We start from the raw sequence: 20903 nt of genomic DNA on the forward strand, positions 1-20903 counted from the left end.
CGCCCCGGTACCGAACGGGCTCGCCGCCGCGGCGCCCGTGTTCCAGGGCGCCACGACGGCGAACCACGATTGCCGTGGGTCAGTTCCTCACGGTGCGACGGTCGTCGTCACGGTGGCGTCCGCGGCGGGCAGCGACGGCAGCGCGGGCACGGCCCCGAGGAGGCCCGTGACCGCGTCGAGAATGGACCCGAGCAGCCCGGTGACGGCGCCCAGCACCCCGCCGAGGTCGAGCGAGGTCAGCGAGCTGAGCAGGCTGTTGACGGCGGCCTGGATCGCGCTCAGCAGGTCCGAGACGGGGTCGGCCGCCCGGGCCGAGCGGTCGGTGCCGTCGGCGTCCAGTTGCCTCAGCCGCTTCTGGAGGGCGTCGCTCCACTCCTTTACTTCCCTGGCGTAGGCGGCGGCCCGAGCGGGGTCGAGGGCGGTGCCGTCCGCCGTGGTGAGGTTGGGCAGCGTGTCCAGGAGAGGGGCCAGGGCGTGGTGGTACCGCGTCGTGTCCATCGCCTCGATGCGGTGCAGCAGCGCGGCGACATCGGTACCGGGTGGGAGAGCCGGCTGTGCGACACCGGTTCCCGAGGCTTCTCGGCCGGCGTCGGCGGCGGCAGCGGTGGCGGCGGCCGGGCCGAAGACCAGGGCGGCACAGACCAGAGGGGAGACGAGGAGGCCGCGGGAGACTAGGGCGCGCATGGGGTTCCTTTCGACACTGCTGTCCTTGCGCCCACCCTGGAAAGCCGTGCGGGGCCCCGCAACCGGTGCTCCGGCCCATGACCTGCCCGCCGTCTCGACGAGTCCTCTCTGACCAGGTGCTTTGCCCTGCCCCAAGGCTCCTTCCGGGTGTTGGCGGGAGGTTCGCCCGTCAGGGTGTGTACGGCCGCCGCCGAGAGCCGCACATGCGAAGAGCCCCGCCCCCGACGGATCGGGGGCGGGGCTCTTCGGACGGAGCGCCGGGCAGGCCTTGCACCTGCATCTCCCCACAGGAAGTGGGGCGTCTTTCCTTGGACCACCAACGCATCGCGCGTTACCCGGATTTGGAGTGCCGCGCGCAAGATCAACCATAGCGTGGCCACAGGGCGGACACCAAATCGCGGGCAGGGACGCTACGCCTCCGGGACGCGCGCCAGGTCGTGCAGCCAGGCCTTCGCCGAACTGTCCGACGGGGCCCGCCAGTCGCCGCGCGGGGACAGGGAGCCGCCCGCCGAGACCTTCGGGCCGTTCGGCATGGCCGAGCGCTTGAACTGGGCGAAGGCGAAGAACCGGCGGCAGAAGTAGTCGAGCCAGTGCCGGATCTCGGCCAGGTCGTACGCCTTGCGGTCGGACTCGGGGAAGCCGGGCGGCCAGGCGCCCGCCTCCCGGTCGTGCCAGGCGTGCCAGGCCAGGAAGGCGATCTTCGACGGCCGGAACCCGTGCCGCAGCACCTGGTAGAGGGTGAAGTCGTGCAGCGCGTACGGGCCGATCTTGGACTCGGTGGACTGCAGCTCCTCGCCCGGCACCAGTTCGGGGCTGATCTCCGTGTCGAGGATCGCGGCGAGCGTCCTGCCGGTCTCCGGGTCGAACTGCTCGCTGCTGATGACCCAGCGGATCAGATGCTGGATCAGCGTCTTCGGCACACCGGAGTTGACGTTGTAGTGGCTCATCTGGTCGCCGACGCCGTAGGTGCACCAGCCGAGCGCCAGCTCGGAGAGGTCCCCGGTGCCCAGCACGATGCCGCCGCGCTGGTTGGCGAGCCGGAAGAGGTAGTCGGTGCGCAGGCCGGCCTGCACGTTCTCGAAGGTGATGTCGTACACCGGCTCGTCGGCCGCGAACGGGTGGCCCATCTCCTTGAGCATGAGCCGCGCGGTCGGCGTGATGTCCAGCTCGGCCGCGGTCACGCCGAGCGAGTTCATCAGCCGGTGTGCGTTGCCCTTGGTGTGCTCGCCGGTGGCGAAACCCGGCAGGGTGAAGGCCAGGATGTCGCTGCGCGGGCGGCCCGCGCGGTCCATCGCCCGGGCGGCGACGATCAGCGCGTGCGTGGAGTCGAGGCCGCCGGACACCCCGATGACCACCTTCGGGCCGCCGATCGCCGCCAGCCGCTGCTGGAGCGCCGCGACCTGGATGTTGTACGCCTCGTAGCAGTCCAGGGCGAGCCGCTCGGGGTCGGCGGGCACGAAGGGGAAGCGTTCGACCCTGCGGCGCAGGCCCAGGTCGGCGGCCGGCGGGTCGAGCCGGAAGGGGACGGTGCGGAAGCCGCCGGTGCGTGCCGCGTGCGTGCGCCGGTTGTCGTCGAACGAGCCCATCCGGGCCCGCTCCTGGCGCAGCAGGTCCAGGTCCACGTCGGCCACCGCGTACTGGTCGTCCAGCGGGAACCGGTCCGTCTCGGCGAGCAGCGCGCCGTTCTCGTAGATCATGGTCTGGCCGTCCCAGGACAGGTCCGTCGACGACTCACCCAGCCCGGCCGCCGCGTAGACGTACGCGGCCAGGCAGCGCTGCGACGCCGAGCGGCACAGCAGCTTGCGGTCCTCCGCGCGGCCGACCGTGATCGGGCTGCCCGAGAGGTTCACCAGCACGGTCGCGCCGGCCAGCGCGGCCTCCGCGCTCGGCGGCACCGGCACCCACATGTCCTCGCAGATCTCGGCGTGCAGCACCAGACCGGGGACGTCCTCCGCGTCGAACAGCAGGTCGACCCCGAACGGCACCGGCTCGCAGCCGATCCGGATGGTGCCGCCCCGCTCGTCGTCGCCCGAGGCGATCTGCCGGCGCTCGTAGAACTCCCGGTAGTTCGGTGGGTACGACTTCGGTGCGACACCGAGGATCCGGCCCCGGTGCACGAACACCGCGCAGTTGTAGATCCGGTTGCGATGGCGCAGCGGGGCGCCGACGACGAGGACCGGCAGCAGCCCGGCCGAACCGGCCGCCACCGTCGCGAGGGCCTCCTCGACCTGGTCGAGCACCACGTCCTGGAGGAGCAGGTCCTCGATCGAGTAGCCGGTCAGGCCCAGCTCCGGGAAGACGGCCACGGCGACCCCGTCCTCCGCGCAGCGGCGCGCCTGGCGCAGGACCGCCTCGGCGTTGGCGCGCGGGTCGGCGATGACGGTGTGGCCGGTGCACGCGGCGACACGCGCGAAGCCATGCTCATAGATCGACCAGAAGTTCAACGGGGCTTCCTCGGGAGAGACGGACACGGTGCGGATGCCGGAGGGAGGGCGTCGCCGTACTCGGGCACCCTCTCCTTCGACGGTCCGGCGAACCTCCTGCTCCAAGAAGCATAGATCGGCGGTGATCCGTGCTGACCAGGGGATTCCGGGCGAGCCGCGGGGCCTCCGACCGGGCGGCAGGGGTCACAGGGGCATGGTGTCCAGCAGATCCGTGGCCATCCGGCGGGCCGGGGCCTCGGTCTCGGCGGCGACCCGGTGGAACGTGGCCTCCGCCCGGTGGGCCGGCCAGTCGGTCGGCAGATGCCGGACGGGCAGCCGGGGGTCGGTGCGGATGACGCCAAGCCACTCACTGACCAGGCGCAGCCGGGTGACGACCGGGTCGTCACCGGGTCCGGCGCGCCAGGCCTCCCAGCGGGTGTGGAAGTCCTCGTAGCGGGCGGCGACCGACGCCAGGTCCCAGGTGTCGCGGACCATGAGGCCGATGTCCGTCGCCTCGTCGGCATGCGCGTGGAAGATCTTGACGTGCGCGGAGAGCCCCAGCTCGGCGACGACGGCGGAGACGTCCACCCGGCCGGGCGCGATCCACAGCCCGCTGTACAGCGGCCCGAACCCCGACCACCCGAGCTGCGAGCGCAGATCGTGCCGCTGGCGCTGCCAGGACTCCGGCAGCGAGAAGCCGAGCAGGGTCCAGGAGCCGTCCCAGTCGTCGTTGACCGCGCCCGTCTGCCAGATGCGCCGCCGGCCGTCGTGCAGGATCTGCGTGGCGAGCGGCGTCAGGCCGAAGTACGTCTTGCGCCCCTGCCGTTGCCGGCGCAGCAGGTTCCTGTTGACCATACGGGTCAGCGTGGAGCGCACGGCCTGTTCGCCGACATCCGCCCGGCCCAGGACCGTGATGATGCTGCCCGAGTAGACGCCCAGCGGGCCCCGCTCCAGCACATGGTTGCCGAAGAAGGCGAGCAGCAGCGACTGCGGACGGGGCTGCGGGGAGTCCAGGGGCTCTGGCACGGTCTCGGCGTTCACGTGCGCAAGATTACGGCCACCGGGCGGGCGTACGACGGGCCGCGCGATCTCGCTTCCGGTACTGGTCACAGGGGTGGGCCGGGTCGAGCCGCGGCCGTATGGCGGGACCGTGCCGTTCCCGCGCCGTCGGGCATGGGGAGGGCCTCCGCCGCGCTGTGCGGGTTCCTCGCGGCCGGGGCGAGGCCCGCCGTCTCCCGAGCAGGCCGCGTCGCCCTGCTGGTCTCACCGCGTGGGCCGGCCTCCGCCCCGGCCGCGCGCACGCGCCGCCGGGGCGGAGGTCCGGTCCGCTATGCGGCGGTGCCGCCGTTGTAGTCGCTGTTGAACGTGGTCTCGATGGTCGTGGCCACCGACTGCGCCACCCCCGTGCCGGTGAGGATGATGCCCAGCTCCCGGTTGTTGGACAGGGAGTTGCTGCTGATGTTCATGGAGCCGGCCTCCACCTCCTGGGTGGACAGGCCGTAGTCGGCGACCATGGCCTTGGCGTGGATGTAGAAGCCGTCGGGGTCGGAGTAGCCGACGACCGTGCCGCCGGCGTCCTCGATGTCGGAGACCTCGCTGGAGTAGTCGTCGGGTGTCTCCAGGACCACCCGCACCTTCACGCCCGCCTCGGCCCGGGCGACGATCGCGTTGACCACCGTGCTGTCGCTGAACTCCAGTTCCTCGACGTCGAGCGTCTTGGTGGCGGCGTTGATCACGGACAGCAGCCGGCTGCGGGAGTCGGTGGGGGACCAGAGCAGGTGGTCGCCGTCGGTGGGGGTGACCGAGGTGCCGGCGTAGTCGGCGGCGAACACCTTCTCGATCGCGGCGACATCGCGGGTGTCGTCGGTGAACACCCCGTAGTCCCGGCCGGTCGAGTAGTACTGCGAGGTCAGGTTGCCGGTCAGGACCAGCGACTTGGTGGCGTCCACCGTGATGGTCTTCTGGTGCGTGTAGACGAAGCTGGACGGCGACCACACCACACCCACGCCCGCCTTGGTCAGGGCGCTGTACGCGGAACCGTTGGCGCTCTGGTGCGCCCGGTCCAGGACCACCCGCACAGTGACGCCCTTGTTCTTGAGGGCGATGAGATCGTTGACGGCCGTGGTGTCCTCCAGCTCGTACATCGTCATGTCGAGCGAGCTGGTGGCCGAGTTGATGAAGTCGTAGATCGTGGGCTCGCTGCTGCTGAGCGAGAAGGCGAACGCGGTGTAGCTCGCGGCGTTCGCGGGGACCGCGGCGGCGACCACGGCCGCGCCGGCCGCCAGGGCGACACCCGCGCGACCGAGAAGCTTCAGCATGCCTGACTCCTAGTCGAGTTGACGCTCACGTGGGGGGTGGGTGAGCGTGGGCATGACACCACGCGCGTAGACTGCCGAGGAAGAGAAGCCCGGTGAACTCGCCGTTACCTGTGGGCCGTACGGGCGGACAAAGCGGACTCCGGGCAGGTCGGGGCCGGTTCATGGGCGTCCCGCGAGAACGCAAAATCTTCGTAGCGGAGCCTGGTCGGCAGGGCGCGGCCGCGCGGAGTGCGGTCGGTGGGAGTGCGCCGCCCGGGGGCAGCGGCGGTCGGCGTTCCTCTGGAACACCGCGTCACCCGCCACCGAAAGCCGCTCGCAGGGTTCGTCACCGGGAAGCGTTCACGCAGGGCCGCCGGGGACGGGCCGGTGAACTCCGTCGGACGAGTGGCGACCTGGACGTCTGGAGAACTCCCCGGGTTTGCGAACCGGTAGGGGCCCTACCTTTCCGCTGGGCGGGACGGTCGCGGCACTCGCGGCGACGGCGTGTGCACCGGGGTCCCCGGCGTCCTCCGGGGACCGGCCGACGACTCCCGCCAAGATCGACTGGAAGAGCTTCAAGGGTAAGGAGCTCACCTACGTCTACTTCACTGACGGTGCCGCGGACGAGAAGGCGACCCGCTCCGCCATCGCGCGCTTCGAGTCCGAGACCGGCGCGAAGGTCAACCTGCGGATCGTCCCCTACGCCAACCTCGACACCTCGCTGCAGGCCTTCGGCGACGGCTACCCGAGCCAGTTACCTCCGGCGCGGCGAAGACGGCGCAGGACGCGAGCGGCCACATGCTCGCCGTGCCCAGCGGCCTGACCGTCAACGGGCCGTTCGTCAATGTCGTCCCTGACCAGGCAGCTCACCGCACTGACAGCCGATCCCCGCCGCCCGTGGCCGGGCGGGCGGCGGGACCGGTCAGTAATGGAGAAGCGCTAGTGTTCCACCCCGGCTAGCGTGGCGGCCGTCGACGGAGGCCCCGCGCAGCGGATGGAGACGGGTTTTGAGCATGGCCAGAAAGACCGAGACGCAGGTGTCCGCGCCGCACGTGGCGGACAGCCACGACCTGATCCGTGTGCACGGCGCGCGAGAGAACAACCTCAAGGACGTCAGCATCGAGATCCCGAAGCGCCGGCTGACGGTCTTCACCGGAGTCTCCGGCTCGGGCAAGAGCTCGCTGGTGTTCGACACCATCGCCGCCGAGTCGCAGCGGCTGATCAACGAGACCTATCCCGCCTTCGTCCAGGGCTTCATGCCCAACCTGGCCCGCCCCGAGGTCGACGTCCTCGACGGACTGACCACCGCGATCATCGTCGACCAGCAGCGGATGGGCGGCGATCCCCGCTCCACCGTCGGCACCGCCACCGACGCCAACGCGCTGCTGCGCATCCTCTTCAGCCGCCTGGGCAAGCCGCACATCGGCTCGCCCAAGGCGTTCTCCTTCAACATCGCCTCCATCAGCGGGGCGGGCGCGGTCACCGTCGAGCGCGCCGGACAGCAGGTCAAGGAGCGCCGCAGCTTCAGCATCACCGGCGGCATGTGCCCGCGCTGCGAGGGCCGCGGCGCCGTCACCGACCTCGACCTCGGCCAGCTCTACGACGACACCAAGTCCCTCAACGAGGGCGCGATCACCGTCCCCGGCTACAAGGGCGGCGGCTGGAACTCCCGCCTCTACGCCGAGTCCGGCTTCTTCGACCCGGACAAGCCGGTCAGGAAGTTCACGAAGAAGGAGCTGTACGACTTCCTGCACCGCGAGCCGACCCGGATGAAGATCGCCGGGATCAACATGACCTACGAAGGTCTGATCCCGCGTATCCAGAAGTCGATGCTCTCCAAGGACAAGGAGTCGATGCAGCCGCACATCCGCGAGTTCGTGGAGCGGGCGGTCACCTTCGCCACCTGCCCCGACTGCGACGGCACCCGCCTGAGCGAGGGCGCCCGCTCGTCGAAGATCGCCGGGATCAGCATCGCCGACGCCTGCGCGATGCAGATCAGCGACCTGGCCGCCTGGGTCGAGGGCCTCGACGAGCCGTCGGTGGCACCGCTCCTCAGAACGCTCCACGACACCCTGGAGTCGTTCGTGGAGATCGGCCTCGGCTACCTCTCGCTGGACCGGCCGGCCGGCACCCTGTCCGGCGGCGAGGCACAGCGCACCAAGATGATCCGCCACCTCGGCTCCTCGCTCACCGACGCCACCTACGTCTTCGACGAGCCCACCACCGGCCTGCACCCGCACGACATCCAGCGGATGAACGGCCTGCTGCTGCGACTGCGCGACAAGGGCAACACCGTCCTCGTCGTCGAGCACAAGCCGGAGGTCATCGCGATCGCCGACCACGTCGTGGACCTCGGCCCCGGCGCCGGTGCGGGAGGCGGCACCGTCTGCTTCGAGGGCACCGTCGAAGGCCTGCGCAAGGCCGGCACCATCACCGGCCGCCACATCGACGACCGGGCCACCCTCAAGGAGAGCGTCCGCAAGCCCACCGGGGCGCTGGAGATCCGGGGCGCGAGCACCCACAACCTCCAGGGCGTCGACGTCGACGTCCCGCTCGGGGTCCTGACCGTCGTCACCGGCGTCGCCGGCTCCGGCAAGAGCTCCCTCGTGCACGGCTCGATCCCGGCCGGCGCCGGGGTGGTCTCCGTCGACCAGGGCGCCATCCGCGGCTCCCGGCGCAGCAACCCGGCGACGTACACCGGGCTGCTCGAACCGATCCGCAAGGCCTTCGCCAAGGAGAACGGCGTCAAGCCGGCCCTGTTCAGCCCCAACTCCGAGGGCGCCTGCCCCACCTGCAACGGCGCCGGCGTCGTCTACACCGACCTGGCGATGATGGCCGGCGTCGCCACCACCTGCGAGGACTGTGACGGGAAGCGGTTCGAGCGATCGGTGCTCGACTACGAACTCCACGGCCGCGACATCAGCGAGGTGCTGGCCCTGTCGGTGAACGAGGCCGTGGTGTTCTTCGCGGCGGACGAGGCGAACGTCCCGGCCGCCCAGCGGATCGCCCAGCGGCTCCAGGACGTCGGCCTCGGCTACCTCACCGTCGGCCAGCCGCTCACCACCCTGTCCGGCGGCGAGCGGCAGCGCCTCAAGCTGGCCACGCACATGGCCGACAAGGGCGGCGTCTACGTCCTCGACGAGCCGACCGCAGGCCTGCACCTCGCCGACGTCGAGCAACTCCTCGGTCTGCTCGACCGGTTGGTCGACGCCGGCAAGTCCGTCATCGTCGTCGAGCACCACCAGGCGGTCATGGCCCACGCCGACTGGATCATCGACCTGGGCCCCGGCGCCGGTCACGACGGCGGCCGGATCGTCTTCGAGGGCACCCCCGCCGACCTGGTCGCGGCCCGCAAGACCGTCACCGCCGAGCACCTCGCGGAGTACGTCGGCGCCTGACACACCCCCAGCCCGCCGCGGTGCCGCGCACCGCGGCGGGACACCGTGGAGAGCTCGGCCGCGGCACGGAAACGCGCACCCACAAGAGGTTTGAACATTCAAACGTCAATGGTTACAGTGCGCGCATGACCACGACGCCACGCTGGCTGAACCCCGAGGAACGACGGGCGTGGCTCGCCTATGTCCAGTTCTCCACGCACCTGTCCGACCACCTGAACCGCCAGCTCCGGCGCGACGCGGGCATGACCCACGCCGACTACACCCTGCTCGTCCACCTGTCGTCGGTCCAGGACCACAGCCTGACCATGTCCGAGCTGGCCGAACGTCTGAAGATCACCCGAAGCCGGCTCACCCACGCCGTGACCCGGCTCCAGGAGACCGGGTACGTCGACCGCCGCGAGGACCCCGGCAACCGCCGCAACCAGTTCGCCGTCCTCACCGAGGAGGGCATGCGCCTCCTGGAGCGCGCGGCCCCCGGCCACGTGGAGGCGGTCCGCCGAGCCGTCTTCGACGCCCTCACCCCTGAGCAGGTGACCCAGTTCGCCGCGATCGGTGAGTCGATCAACACCGCGCTCCAGCGCATGGACGCCGACGGCGACGAGCAGGAGGCGCTGCCCTGGCGCCGACGCTAGGAGACGGCGTCCGCCACGCCGAGGGGCCCGCATGCGTGAGCCCGGAGCCCCCGCGGACACGGGCATCCGCGGCGGCCCCGGGGCTCATGCCGGTCAGTCCTGGTCCTGGCTCTCCGGGGCGAGCAGGATCGCGGTGTGGGTGCGGTGCGCGACGGCATCGCTGACCCGCGGGTCGAACAGCGCCTGAGCGGCGCTGCGGTGGTGCGGGCTCAGCACGATGAGATCGGCGTCGAACTCCTCGGCGGTCTCCGAGATGGCGGTCGCGATCTGGGTGGTGAGCCCCCTCAGGAGGGTTCCCTCGGCCTTGACGCCCCTGTCCCGGAGGGCGGCGAGCGCCTCGTCCAGAACGGCCTTGGCCTCGGTGTCCTCCTCCAGCGGGACGATCGCCGCGACGGAGGCGGCGGAGGCGATGACGTGTACGACGCGGACCTCGGCGTTCGTGAGCCGCGCCAGCTCGCCGGCCAGCCGTACGGCGGAGCGGCGGGCGGGGCTGGGATCGACGGCGACGAGGATGCGCTGGAACACGGACACGGTACTTCCCCTTTCGGGGTGCGGAAGGTCGACTCGGTGGTCTGGGACGCCGGATGCCGGCGTGACGGCTCGGCGCGTCCGGCGCCGAACGAGTTCTTCCGTCCCCATGCTGTGATCATCTCACCGGTCGCCGGCGCGACGGACAGCGGTCCATGTAACAGCCACTGAACTGCGGGAAGCCGACCGGTGCCGGCCCGGCGGCCGAACACCGCGTCCTGCTGTCGTCGCGGCTGCGCACCGTCGCACCTCCGCCGTCGGTCAGGGCATCGTGAGGTCGATGGCACGGTCGAGGGCCTGGGGGTGGAGGACCCGGTGGATGCCTTCGAGGAGGTAGTAGTCGGCGTAGGGGAGGGAGACCTCGACGCCGTCCTCGGCCGGCCGGTTGCGGGTGCAGCGGGCGACGACGGCGTCCGCTCGGGCGGAGGCCCTGGTCAGGCAGGTCCCTGCGAGCGCGGTCAGCAGTCGCAGGGCGACGTCGCGGTACTTCTGGCGGCCGGTCGCGGCGGCCAGGTCGAGGAGCCCGCAGGCCATGACGGCTCCGGCGGACGCGTCCTTGATGTCGTGGGGGTGCTGGGGCGCCCGGTAGTCCCAGACGGGGACGTGGTTGGGGGTGAGCACGCCGATGGCGTACTCGGCCAGGCGCGTCGCCGTGGTGAGGAACCGGGCGTCGGCGGTGCGGCGGTAGAGGGTGGTGAATCCGTAGATCCCCCAGGCCTGTCCACGGGACCAGCAGGAGGTGGGGCTGTAGCCCTGGACGGTGTTGGGGCCGACGGGGGCGCCGGTGGCCGGATCGAGGTCCCAGACATGCGGGGTGGAACCGTCGGCCCGCGGGAAGAGGCGCTGGGTGGTCTCGGCGTGGGCGACTATGTCGAGGTAGGCGGTGTCGCCGGTCTGCTGCGTGGCGAAGACGAGCAGGTCGAGGTTCATCATCGTGTCGATGATGATGCGCCCGGCGTTGGCGGGGTCGTCCAGCGCGCCCCAGGCCCGCAGGAACCGGCCGCGGGGGTTGTAGCGCCGGATGAGGGAGTCGGCCGCCTGGACGGCGCCGGTGCGCCACTGGTCGTCTCCGGTCAGGCGCCAGGCGGTGACCCAGGAGGGGGTGAACAGGAAGCCGAGGTCGTGGGTGGTGGTGTCGGTGCGGCGGGGGGCGAGTTTGCGTGCGGAGTCGAGGGCGAGGGCGCGGAACCGGTCGTCGTCGGTGTGGAGCCAGCACATCCACAGGGTGCCGGGCCAGAATCCGCCGACCCAGTCGCCGTTCTGGGAGTAGGTCCACTTCTCGAACTTGGTCGCGACGGGGAAGCCGGTGACGCCGGGTGCGACGGCGCGGACCTTCTCGACCGCGTAGTCGGCGGCGGCTCTGAGGACGTGCGTGGTGGCGGCCGGCACGTGCCCGGCCTCGGCGTGCGCGGGCAGAGGTGCGCTGGCGTAGGCGACCGCGGCGCCGCCTGCCGTGGCCAGCACGGCCCGCCGGGAGATGGACATGACTGCCTGCCTCTCCAACTGGACTGAGGTGCACGGGAGTTGAAGGAGTGTGGCATGCCCGCTCGGACCATGTACACCCATGTGCATGATGTTCGCGTATATGAACGCTCATCGTGCGCGTCCGTACCCAGAATGCTTCGGGCAGGGTGACATGGACGTCGTTCGCGGCGTCTCACCGGCGACGCGTATCGTGTGATGCCCTGGGCCGTCGCCCGAGGTCCGCCCGGGAGAGGGAGAGCCCGTGGAGCAGGCCACCAGCGCGCGAGCGGACGCACCTGGCCGGATCGGGAGGCCCCGCGTCACCTCCCGCGCCGACCTGGAACGCATCGGCTTCGAGCTGTTCTCCTCCCAGGGGTTCGACAGCACGACGGTGGACGACATCGCCGGCGCCGCCGGCATCGGGCGCCGTACCTTCTTCCGCTATTTCGCTTCGAAGAACGACCTGGTCTGGGGCGACTTCGAGAACCAGCTGGCGGGCCTGCGCAAACTGCTCGACGCCGTCGACCCGGACGTCCCCTTCGCGGATGCGCTGCGCGAGGCGGTCGTCGAGTTCAACCGGTTCGACCCCGAGGAAGTGCCCTGGCACCGGCAACGGATGCAGCTCATCCTCACCGTGCCGACACTCCAGGCCGACGCCACACTGCGGTACAACGCGTGGCGTGCCATCGTGACCGAGTTCGTGGCGGCACGCACCGGCCTGTCGACGTCCGATCTGCTGCCGCGACTCGTCGGCCACGCCTCCCTGGCCGCCGCCATCGCCGCCTACGAGCACTGGCTCGCCGACGAACGCCGACTTCTCGCGCCACTGATCGACGCGACGTTCCGTCAACTGGCCGGCGGGTGGGACTCGTTGACCCACCTCCCAGGCTGATCCCCAACCACGGGCCGGAGCGGAGACGTGTGCTGCGGTAGCCGGGAACGTCAGCGCAGCTCGCGGCGCATGGCGTCCGCGACCACCTCGCCCACCAGGACGGCCGTGGCGGCGGGACCGCGCAGGGGAGCGTCCGGGAGGATCGAGGTATCGGCGACGCGTAGCGCGCGGATGCCGTGAAGACGTCCGTACTGGTCTACGGCGGCACGGCCGGGTTCGTCGGCAACACCCATCGGCACGGTGCCGCAGGTGTGCTGCGCGGTGCCGAGGTTGTCGGCGACCCACCGGTCGAGCGCCCTGTCCGCCGCCAGCACGTCAGGGGCCGGGCCGGCACGTCCGGCGGCGAGATCCGCCATGGGCGGTGACGCCAGCAGCGCGGCCGCGGCGCGCACTCCCTCGCGCAGCCGGCGTCGGTCGTCCGGTGTGCTGAGGAATCCGTAGTGGATGCGGGGCGGCGTCGCGGGATCGGAGCGGACCAGGCTCAGCCGGCCGGTTCGCCGCGGTGCCTGCGCGGCCACCAGGAACGGCAGCGGTTCCCCCGGCGCGCCGGTCCGGCCGCTGGTCAACCCCCGCATCGGCACGAGGGACTGGAGTATCTCCAGGTCGCCGGGACCGTCGCGGCCGCCGGACTCGCCGACGCCCGAGGCCAGATGCAGGCACCCGCCGAGCCAGGATCCCCGCGGTGCGGGCGGGTCGTGGCGGAGCGTCCAGTCGAGGACCACCTGAGGATGGTCGCTCAGGTGCGCACCGACCGCGGGCGTGTCCCGGACCACGGGTATGCCGAGCCGCTCCAGGTCGGCGCGGGGGCCGATGCCCGACAGCAGCAGCAACTGGGGGGAGCCGATGGCCCCGGCGCTCAGCACGACCTCGCCCGCGCGGACGAGTGTGCCGTCGACGAGCACCACGCCGACGGCGCGGCCGTGTGCCACCGCGACCCGGACGACGGGACTTCCGCCTCGTACGGTGAGATTGGGCCGGGCACGGACCTTCGGCGGCAGGTAGTTCAGGGCGGTGTTGCGGCGTACGCCGTCCACGGAGTTGGTGGGTACCGGTCCGAAGCCGGGCGCCGCGTCGAGGTCGTTCTTGTCCGGCTCCACGGCGTATCCGCAGCTGCGCGCCGCGTCGCGGAAGGCCCTGGCCGCGGGGTGGTCCGTCCGCACGCGCCGGACCCGTACGGGGCCCTGACCGCCGTGCATGGGCCCGGCGCCGAGGTCGAGGTCGTTCTCCAGCGCGCGCAGGAAGGGCAGGACCCGGTCGTAGGCCCAGGCAGGGTTGCCCAGGGCGGACCAGCGGTCGAAGTCCTGGCGGCGGGCGCGTACGAAGTACCCGCCGTTGACGGTGGTGGAGCCGCCGAGCACCCGGCCGCGAGGCACCGCCCACGGGCGCTCGGGGGTGAGGTGGACGGGGTAGACACAGGTGCCGGGGTGATCCGGCTGAGCACCGGGGACCAGCCGTGCGTCGAGCAGCCGGTGGCCGAACTCCTCTTCGGTCGCGGGGGAGGGGCCCGCCTCCAGCAGCAGGACGGTGCGGTCGGGATCCTCACTCAGGCGGGCGGCCAGTACCGCACCCGCGGCGCCCGCGCCGACCACGAGCACATCATGAGATGCGCCGGACAGGGGTGCCGAACTCACGGGAGAGGCCCGGGGCGGACGAGCAGGCGGATCTCTGTCATGGCTCAGGGATCAAAGCCGAGTCCCGGCACGAGCGCAAGCCCCCGGCCAACGTATCGCTGGTGCACCGATCGCCCCGTCAGGCGCAGTTGAACGCCGACGCCTTCCTTTTGGCACCAAGTGCCGTTAGTCTCCTGGCTGCAAGCAGGGATCCGTCCGCTGTTCTCCGTCGGCCCGGCACGTGAACGGACCGTGACACGCGCCAGTTGCCGCCCGCCGATTCCGACGGCGGTTGCCCTTCCTTTCCGCTCCGCCCCCCACACGCTCCGGCGCGAGCCCGCCGGAGCCAAGCCCCGGGAGGACCGCATGAACGAGTTCGACACCGTTTCCGCCGACGAGCAGGCCACCGAGGTCGAGCCCGAGGCCCTGGTCGAGACGGACACGCTGATCGAGGAGGTCTCGATCGACGGCATGTGCGGCGTCTACTAGACCGCCGCGACGACCCATGAACCCGATCGATCCCCCGATCGACCTGGACCGCGCCTGGGACCTGCACCCGCAGGTTTCGGTGCGGCCCGAACCCTTCGGCGCACTGCTTTACCACTTCGGCACCCGCAAGCTCACCTTCCTCAAGGACCCCCGTCTGCTTGCCGCCGTCCAGGCTCTGGCCACGGCGCCCACCGCGCGGGCCGCCTGCTCGGCCGCCGAGGTCACGGAGAGCGAACTGCCCGGCTTCGGGCGAGCGCTGGGCGCACTGGCCCGCGCCTCGATGGTCGTCGAAAGGAGTACGTCATGACTGCCCGAGCACCCCGGTCGGCCGGGAGCCGTCTGGTCGACCTCTTCGAATACGGCCTGGACGCCCCCATCTGCCTCACCTGGGAGCTGACCTACGCCTGCAATCTGTCCTGCACCCACTGCCTGTCCAGCTCGGGGCGGCGTGACCCGCGTGAGCTGACCACCGCCGATGCCAAGGCCGTCATCGACGAACTGGAGGCCATGCAGGTCTTCTACGTCAACATCGGCGGCGGCGAACCCACCGTCCGCGCCGACTTCTTCGAACTCCTCGACTACGCCACCGCCCACCGCGTCGGCGTCAAGTTCTCCACCAACGGAGTGCGGATCACTCCCGAGGTGGCCCGCCGCCTGGCCGCCAACGACTACGTGGACGTCCAGATCTCCCTCGACGGGGCAACCCCCGAGGTCAACGACACGGTGCGCGGAGCAGGTTCGTACGACACCGCGCTGCGCGCCATGCGGAACCTCGCCGACGCCGGGATGAAGAACTTCAAGCTCTCCGTGGTCTGCACCCGCCACAACATCCCGCAGATGGACCAGTTCAAGGCCATCGCCGACCGCTACGGCGCGCAGCTCCGGCTCACCCGGCTGCGCCCCTCCGGGCGCGGTGCGGATGTGTGGGACGAACTGCACCCCACCCAGGCCCAGCAGCGCGAGCTGTACGACTGGCTGGTGGCCCATGGCGACCAGGTCCTGACCGGTGACTCGTTCTTCCACCTGTCCGCCTACGGCCAGGCCCTGCCGGGCCTGAACCTGTGCGGCGCAGGGCGGGTGGTCTGTCTGATCGACCCGGTCGGCGACGTCTACGCCTGCCCGTTCGCGATCCACGACGAGTTCCTGGCCGGCAACGTGCGCGACGGCGGCGGCTTCGCCCGCGTGTGGCGCGAGTCCGAGTTGTTCCTGGGCCTGCGGGAGCCGCAGACAGGCGGGGCGTGCGCCTCCTGTTCCTTCTACGACACCTGCAAGGGCGGCTGCATGGCCGCCAAGTTCTTCACCGGTCTGCCGTTGGACGGCCCCGACCCCGAGTGCGTCCGTGGCTACGGGGAGCAGCTGCTCGCGCAGCGCCCCGAAGGGCGCGGTCACCTTCCCAGGCCGTCCGCCGACCACACCCATCGCACCGCACCCGCGGGGCGCCGAGGCCCGGTCGACCTGGTGCTGACCCGCCGCCGGGATGTCGACCGGCCGCCGGTCAGCGCCTGTGCCGAGGACCCGCTGGCCGGACTGAGCCTCACATGACGCCGTGTCCCACGGTGTTCGCGGTACCCGCGCCCGTCGTCCGGCAGATCCCGTCCGCATAACAGTCCTTTTCGAGGAAGAGTCGCCGTATGGGCAGGAACCCCTGGTTCGAGACGGTCGCGGAAGCCCAGCGCCGCGCCAAGAAGTACCTCCCCAGCACCGTGTACGACGCCCTCGTGGCCGGCTCGGAACGGGGCCGGACCATCGACGACAACCTGGGGGCCTTCGCCGAACTGGGCTTCGCACCCCGCATCGCGGGCCACCACGCCGAGCGTGATCTCACCACCACCGTGCTGGGCGTGGAGACTTCCATGCCCGTGGTGATCTCACCGACCGGCGTCCAGGCCGTCCACCCCGACGGCGAGGTCGCCGTGGCCCGCGCGGCGGCGAACCGCGGGGTGATCATGGGACTGAGCTCGTTCGCCTCCAAACCGGTGGAGGAGGTCACCGCGGCCAACGCGAACACCTTCTACCAGATGTACTGGACCGGCACCCGCGAGAGTATGAGCCGGCGCATGGAACGGGCCCGCGCCGCCGGTGCGAAGGCCCTGATCGCCACCCTCGACTGGTCCTTCTCCGTCGGCCGGGACTGGGGCAGCCCGGAGATCCCGGAATCGATCAACCTCAGGACGGCGATGAAGCTCGCGCCCGACGTGATCACCCGGCCACGCTGGCTGTGGTCCTTCGCCAGAACCGGCCGGATACCCGACCTGACCACCCCGAACCTGCAACCGCCCGGCGGCAGCGCCCCCACCTTCTTCGGCGCCTACTACGAGTGGATGCAGACCCCTCCGCCCACCTGGGACGACGTCAAGTGGATGCGCGAGGAGTGGGGCGGCCCGTTCCTCCTCAAGGGCGTCACCCGGGTCGACGACGCCAGACGCGCCGTGGACGCCGGCGTCTCCGCCGTCTCCGTCTCCAACCACGGAGGCAACAACCTGGACACCACGCCCGCGACCATCCGGATCCTGCCCTCCGTCGTGGAGGCCGTCGGCAGCGACATCGAGGTACTCCTCGACGGCGGTGTCCGCCGCGGCGGCGACGTGGCCAAGGCACTGGCCCTCGGCGCCCGCGCCGTCCTGATCGGCCGCGCCTACCTGTGGGGCCTCGGCGCCAACGGCCAGGCCGGTGTGGAGAACGTACTGGACCTGCTGCGCGGTGGGCTCGACTCCGCCGTCCTGGGGCTGGGCCGGGCCTCGGTCCACGAGCTGTGCCCCGACGACCTGGTCATCCCCGCGGGCTTCACCCGCACCCTCGGCACAAGCGGCTGACATGCCAGGTCAGCGTGGACGCGGAGAGAACGAGTTGGGGCGAGCGGTGTGGCCGGAGATCACCGGCGCGCCGCTGGTGGTCGTCGCCGTCGGGTCGACCGAACAGCACGGGCCGCACCTGCCGCTGGACACCGACACCGTCGTGGCCACCGCGGTGGCCCGTGCGGCCGTCCAACGGCTGGCGGACCGGGACCGGACAGAGGAGTGTTCCGGTGCGCGGGTGCTGCTGGCACCCGCACTCACCTTCGGCGCGAGCGGTGAGCACGCCCACTTTCCCGGCACCGTGTCCATCGGTCACGAGGCACTGCGGACGGTGCTGGTCGAGATGGTGCGGTCGCTGTCGCTGTGGGCCGGACAGTGCGTGTTCGTCAACGGCCACGGCGGCAACGTGGCCACCCTCGACGCGGCTGTGGCCCAACTGCGTGCCGAGGGACACGACACCGCGTGGCTCGGCTGCGGCGTCCCCGGCGGAGACGCGCACGCCGGGCGCACCGAGACGTCACTCATGCTCCACCTCGCCCCCGACGACGTACGACTCGACGCCGCCGTCCCCGGAGACACCCGACCGATCGCTCAGCTCATGCCGGAGCTGACGGCGCACGGTGTCCGGGCCGTCGCACCGAACGGCGTCCTCGGCGACCCCACCGGCGCCACCGCGCAGGAGGGCCGTGCTCTGCTGCGCGCCCTGGCGGACAGCGCCGCCCGGCGCATCCGCGCCTGGCGGCCCAACCCGCGCGGGCGACTCGGCGAGCCCCCGGCGTCCGCGCAGACGCCGACCGCGGCCCGGCGGACGGCCGCGCACGGCGCGGCAGCAACGGCGTCCGGCACCCGCGCCACCACGAACAACTCCGCCCGAGAACGGCCGGCCCCATGACCCTCCCCAACGGTTTCACCGTCACTCTCGACCGAGGCACCCGGGTCCTTGACGACGGCGGGGCCCTGCTGGGCGGACAGCCCACCCGGCTGCTGCGGCTCACCCCACGGGCCCGGGCCATGCTGGCCGGCCGCAGCCCCTGACGGTGGCTCCGCCGCTCAGTCGGCGGCCGTGGCGGGGCGCGCCTGCCCGCCGCCCGCCTCCGGGCCCTGTACCGACCCCGCGTCCTTGGCCGACCGGACTCGTCGGACCAGCACGTCCAACGCGAGGGCGGCCGTGGTGCTGCCCTGACAGGCGAGGTCAGGAACTGTGCTCGGTGGTGGTCTGCGCCGGGTGCACCGTACCCGCGTAGTCGGGCGGAGCCGCCCAGCCGAGGAGGATTCCGGCGACGGTGGCGAGCGGCCGGGAGTGGAGCTTCACGGCGAGGCTTTCGAGGAGCCGGAACGTCGTGTAGTACGCGCCGGTGAGAACCGTGGTGACCACGCTCGCCACGGACGCCGAGTCGAAGTCGACGCCGATGCGGACCAGCAAGGTCAGCAGGAGCCCGGCGACGATCGGCACGACCGTGCGCATGAAGCTGGCGAAGAGGTTCACGGGTACAACCCTCCGGGGTCTCAGGATGCGGGGTCGAGGTGGATGACGACCTTGCTCACGGCCGTCTCGATCGCCGTGGTGATGGAGGCGACGAGCGCGGCGGGGTCGATGTTCTTGTCGAACGTCGCGAGAGCGGCGGCGAGTTGTGCGATGACCGCGCTCTGGGCCGCCTCCGTCGCCTGTACGAGGCGCACCCGGGCGTTGGTGTCCTTGATGTAGGACTGGAGGGCCCAGTACGGGTTGGTCTTCGCGTCCGGGGCATCGGCAGGGGCCTTGATCACTCCGTCCATGGTCAGGACCTCCTTCGCCGCCGCGGCCGCGACCTCTCTGACGTCCGCCGTCTCCAGCACACCGCCGCCGGCGACGAGCTTCGCGACAACCGCGGCCGCGACCTTGTTGATGTCGTCCGTGGTGAGCGCCATGTCTTCGGTTTCCTCTCCGGCGGCCCAGGCGCGCAGCGCGGACTCGCTCAGGTAGCAGATGGATCGGTCGAGGGGGGTCGAGGTGAACTGCCAGAACAGCGGAGACCTGCCGGACGGGCTGGGCTTCGGGTGTGCCTCGGCCTGTGCGTAGGTCGCCGCACCGGACCAGGGGTAGGCGGGGTACCACAGGGGGACGGTGGCGGGCGCGTGGCCGGCCGCCAGGTCACTCCCCGCCGTGTACAGGCCGACCCGCTGATGGGGAAACGCGGCTTGCACCCTGGCGATCCAGGCTGTGGCGTAGGCCCTGATCCCGGCGGCTGTGACGCCCCCGTAGTTGGCGCCGTCGGACCTGCGTTCCAGGTCCAGCCAGTGCACGAAGCCCGGGCCCGCGTGCGGTTTCACGGCGGCGATGTAGTTGGCCGCCTCGGCGCCGGCGTCCTGGTTGGGCCAGCCGAAGTGGTAGGCACCGGGGACGAGCCCGGCCTTGGCGATGCCCGCGATGTGCGTGGTGAAGTGTGCGTCCCGGGAGTGCTCGCCCTCGCTTGCCTTGGCGAAGGCGAAGACGACGCCTTCCGCCTTGCGGGCGTTCCAGTTCTGGGCTCCCTGATAGACCGAGAGATCGACTCCCCGGCATGTGGCCATGTCGGCGCCCCCCTTTTCCTTGTCGAACAAATGCCGGCCCTGCGTGGGCACGGAGACGATGGCAGGCCCCCCGTGACCGGGACGTCAACGCCGCGTCAACCCCGTATGGGACCGGGCGCCTTCACTCCGGCCGACGGCGCCCTCCCGGCAGCCGAGACCGCGGGCGACGGTATCCGCGTACCGCCCTTGACCTGGTACGGGAACATGCCGGCCAAGCGCGCCGACGGTTCGAGTCCGAGCTCCTCGCGAAGCAGCCGCCGGAACGCCTCGTAGTGCCGGATCGCCTCCACGACGTTGTTCTCGGCCAGGTGGACGGCCACCACCGCGCAGTGGGCACTCTCGCGCAGGGGCTCGATCGCCACGCACCTGAGGGCCGCCTCCAGCGCGAGCGCGTAGCAGCCGCGCACGGTGAGCCGGACGCTCAGCGCTTCGAGTGCGTGCAGGCGGAGTTGGCGCAGCCGCTCCCGCTCCGGGCGGATCCACTCCTCGTCCCAGCCGGGAAGCAGCTCACCGTTCTCCAGGAGGGTCAGCGGAGGTGGCGCATCACCCGAAGCCTGTTGCGAGGAACCGGTCAACCGCAGCGCCGCCCGGGTGAAGTCGTCGACGTCGACGGACACGCCGTCCGCCAGGCACAGGCTGTCGCCGTCGCTGCGGACCGCCGGCTGCCGCATCCGGCGCAGCCGCCACAGGACCGTACGCAGACTGCCGAGAGCGTGCTCCTCGGCGACGTCGGGCCACAACGTCCCGGCGACGACCGAACGGGGCGCCCGTCTGTGCAGTCCGAGATAGGCCAGCAGTCGCTGTGCGCTCGCCGGAACGGCGATCGACCCGTTCGCTCCCTCCAGGCGGAAGGCGCCAAACAGGCGCAGCCCGACAAGGTCCTCTTCCCGTCCAGCGGTACGGTCTCTTCGCGGTTCCGCCGTCAACTCGTTCCAGACCATCACCATTCGCCGTTCCCCCGTGTCGAGGCCGCCGGTTGAGCGGCCGGTCCCGTGTGCCATGCCGTTCGCATATACCTGAGGCGGCCAGCGTGAACAGGCCGAAGGTGTCTGTCATGCCCCTTTCCGCTCAGCGGACCACGTGGTCACGGACCCGGCGGCACGGCACAGCCCACGGCCGGCGTGCCACGGCAGCCGCGAGG

At 71.4% G+C, this 20903-nt stretch carries 20 protein-coding genes; 10 read left to right on the forward strand and 10 right to left on the reverse strand.

The genetic code is table 11. The features are described 5' to 3' along the window. Positions 1–87 precede the first annotated feature (87 nt). The 4 genes from ACGFZQ_RS14860 to ACGFZQ_RS14875 form a co-directional block, all read right to left on the reverse strand. A complete protein-coding gene (locus ACGFZQ_RS14860; RefSeq protein WP_351736741.1) occupies positions 88–684 on the reverse strand; it encodes a hypothetical protein in 597 nt (198 codons plus the stop codon). Between the two features lie 410 nt (positions 685–1094). After that, positions 1095–3128, reverse strand: a complete 2034-nt coding sequence (locus ACGFZQ_RS14865; protein WP_393840787.1) for an NAD(+) synthase — start codon at positions 3126–3128, stop codon at positions 1095–1097. Between the two features lie 183 nt (positions 3129–3311). Further along, complete coding sequence (locus ACGFZQ_RS14870) at positions 3312–4148, reverse strand: PaaX family transcriptional regulator C-terminal domain-containing protein (protein ID WP_393840691.1); 837 nt, start codon at positions 4146–4148, stop codon at positions 3312–3314. A gap of 287 nt (positions 4149–4435) precedes the next feature. Then, the gene (locus ACGFZQ_RS14875; protein ID WP_393840692.1) at positions 4436–5425 is read right to left on the reverse strand and encodes a phospholipase D-like domain-containing protein; all 990 of its coding nucleotides are present in this window, start codon (positions 5423–5425) and stop codon (positions 4436–4438) included. Positions 5426–5843: 418 nt separating this feature from the next. Here ACGFZQ_RS14875 and ACGFZQ_RS14880 point away from each other — a divergent pair, with 418 nt between their 5' ends. The 3 genes from ACGFZQ_RS14880 to ACGFZQ_RS14890 all read left to right on the forward strand — a co-directional run bounded on the left by ACGFZQ_RS14880 (position 5844) and on the right by ACGFZQ_RS14890 (position 9434). Beyond that, positions 5844–6227, forward strand: a complete 384-nt coding sequence (locus ACGFZQ_RS14880; RefSeq protein ID WP_393840693.1) for a hypothetical protein — start codon at positions 5844–5846, stop codon at positions 6225–6227. A gap of 190 nt (positions 6228–6417) precedes the next feature. Further along, positions 6418–8802, forward strand: a complete 2385-nt coding sequence (locus tag ACGFZQ_RS14885; RefSeq protein ID WP_393840694.1) for an ATP-binding cassette domain-containing protein — start codon at positions 6418–6420, stop codon at positions 8800–8802. A gap of 125 nt (positions 8803–8927) precedes the next feature. Further along, on the forward strand, positions 8928–9434 hold the full coding sequence (locus ACGFZQ_RS14890; protein WP_351736725.1) for a MarR family transcriptional regulator: 507 nt from the start codon (positions 8928–8930) through the stop codon (positions 9432–9434). A 93-nt stretch (positions 9435–9527) separates the two neighbouring features. Here ACGFZQ_RS14890 and ACGFZQ_RS14895 read toward each other — a convergent pair whose 3' ends face one another. Then, positions 9528–9959 carry a universal stress protein gene (locus ACGFZQ_RS14895; protein WP_393840788.1) on the reverse strand — a complete coding sequence of 144 codons (432 nt, stop codon included), beginning with the start codon at positions 9957–9959 and terminating at the stop codon, positions 9528–9530. A gap of 264 nt (positions 9960–10223) precedes the next feature. Then, complete coding sequence (locus ACGFZQ_RS14900; RefSeq protein ID WP_393840695.1) at positions 10224–11447, reverse strand: glycoside hydrolase family 88 protein; 1224 nt, start codon at positions 11445–11447, stop codon at positions 10224–10226. A 241-nt stretch (positions 11448–11688) separates the two neighbouring features. Here ACGFZQ_RS14900 and mftR point away from each other — a divergent pair, with 241 nt between their 5' ends. Continuing rightward, a complete protein-coding gene (gene mftR, locus ACGFZQ_RS14905) occupies positions 11689–12318 on the forward strand; it encodes a mycofactocin system transcriptional regulator (RefSeq protein ID WP_393840696.1) in 630 nt (209 codons plus the stop codon). Between the two features lie 50 nt (positions 12319–12368). Here mftR and mftG read toward each other — a convergent pair whose 3' ends face one another. Next, complete coding sequence (gene mftG / locus ACGFZQ_RS14910; RefSeq protein ID WP_393840697.1) at positions 12369–13907, reverse strand: mycofactocin system GMC family oxidoreductase MftG; 1539 nt, start codon at positions 13905–13907, stop codon at positions 12369–12371. 387 nt (positions 13908–14294) lie between these two features. Between mftG and mftA the strand changes: the two genes are divergently transcribed. From mftA to ACGFZQ_RS14940, 6 genes are all read left to right on the forward strand, one after another. Continuing rightward, the gene (gene mftA, locus ACGFZQ_RS14915) at positions 14295–14417 is read left to right on the forward strand and encodes a mycofactocin precursor MftA (RefSeq protein ID WP_351736717.1); all 123 of its coding nucleotides are present in this window, start codon (positions 14295–14297) and stop codon (positions 14415–14417) included. A 16-nt stretch (positions 14418–14433) separates the two neighbouring features. Then, positions 14434–14724, forward strand: a complete 291-nt coding sequence (gene mftB / locus ACGFZQ_RS14920) for a mycofactocin biosynthesis chaperone MftB (protein ID WP_393840698.1) — start codon at positions 14434–14436, stop codon at positions 14722–14724. Then, positions 14721–15959 carry a mycofactocin radical SAM maturase gene (gene mftC, locus ACGFZQ_RS14925; RefSeq protein ID WP_393840699.1) on the forward strand — a complete coding sequence of 413 codons (1239 nt, stop codon included), beginning with the start codon at positions 14721–14723 and terminating at the stop codon, positions 15957–15959. The genes mftB and mftC overlap by 4 nt, the downstream gene beginning before the upstream one ends. An 89-nt stretch (positions 15960–16048) precedes the next feature. Further along, positions 16049–17230, forward strand: a complete 1182-nt coding sequence (gene mftD / locus ACGFZQ_RS14930; protein WP_393840700.1) for a pre-mycofactocin synthase MftD — start codon at positions 16049–16051, stop codon at positions 17228–17230. Position 17231: 1 nt separating this feature from the next. Beyond that, entirely contained in the window at positions 17232–18104 is an 873-nt protein-coding gene (gene mftE / locus ACGFZQ_RS14935; protein ID WP_393840701.1) for a mycofactocin biosynthesis peptidyl-dipeptidase MftE, read from the forward strand. Then, complete coding sequence (locus tag ACGFZQ_RS14940; RefSeq protein ID WP_393840702.1) at positions 18101–18247, forward strand: hypothetical protein; 147 nt, start codon at positions 18101–18103, stop codon at positions 18245–18247. Before mftE ends, ACGFZQ_RS14940 begins: the two co-directional genes overlap by 4 nt. Before the next feature lie 157 nt (positions 18248–18404). Here ACGFZQ_RS14940 and ACGFZQ_RS14945 read toward each other — a convergent pair whose 3' ends face one another. The 3 genes from ACGFZQ_RS14945 to ACGFZQ_RS14955 form a co-directional block, all read right to left on the reverse strand. Next, positions 18405–18698, reverse strand: a complete 294-nt coding sequence (locus tag ACGFZQ_RS14945) for a hypothetical protein (RefSeq protein ID WP_393840703.1) — start codon at positions 18696–18698, stop codon at positions 18405–18407. 20 nt (positions 18699–18718) lie between these two features. Further along, a complete protein-coding gene (locus tag ACGFZQ_RS14950; protein ID WP_393840704.1) occupies positions 18719–19762 on the reverse strand; it encodes a glycoside hydrolase family 25 protein in 1044 nt (347 codons plus the stop codon). A 95-nt stretch (positions 19763–19857) separates the two neighbouring features. Beyond that, positions 19858–20763, reverse strand: coding sequence for a BTAD domain-containing putative transcriptional regulator (locus ACGFZQ_RS14955; protein ID WP_393840705.1), 906 nt, complete (start codon positions 20761–20763; stop codon positions 19858–19860). Positions 20764–20903: the final 140 nt, after the last annotated feature.

Origin of the sequence: Streptomyces sp. NPDC048254 (assembly GCF_043201895.1) — a bacterium.
GTDB lineage: Bacteria > Actinomycetota > Actinomycetes > Streptomycetales > Streptomycetaceae > Streptomyces.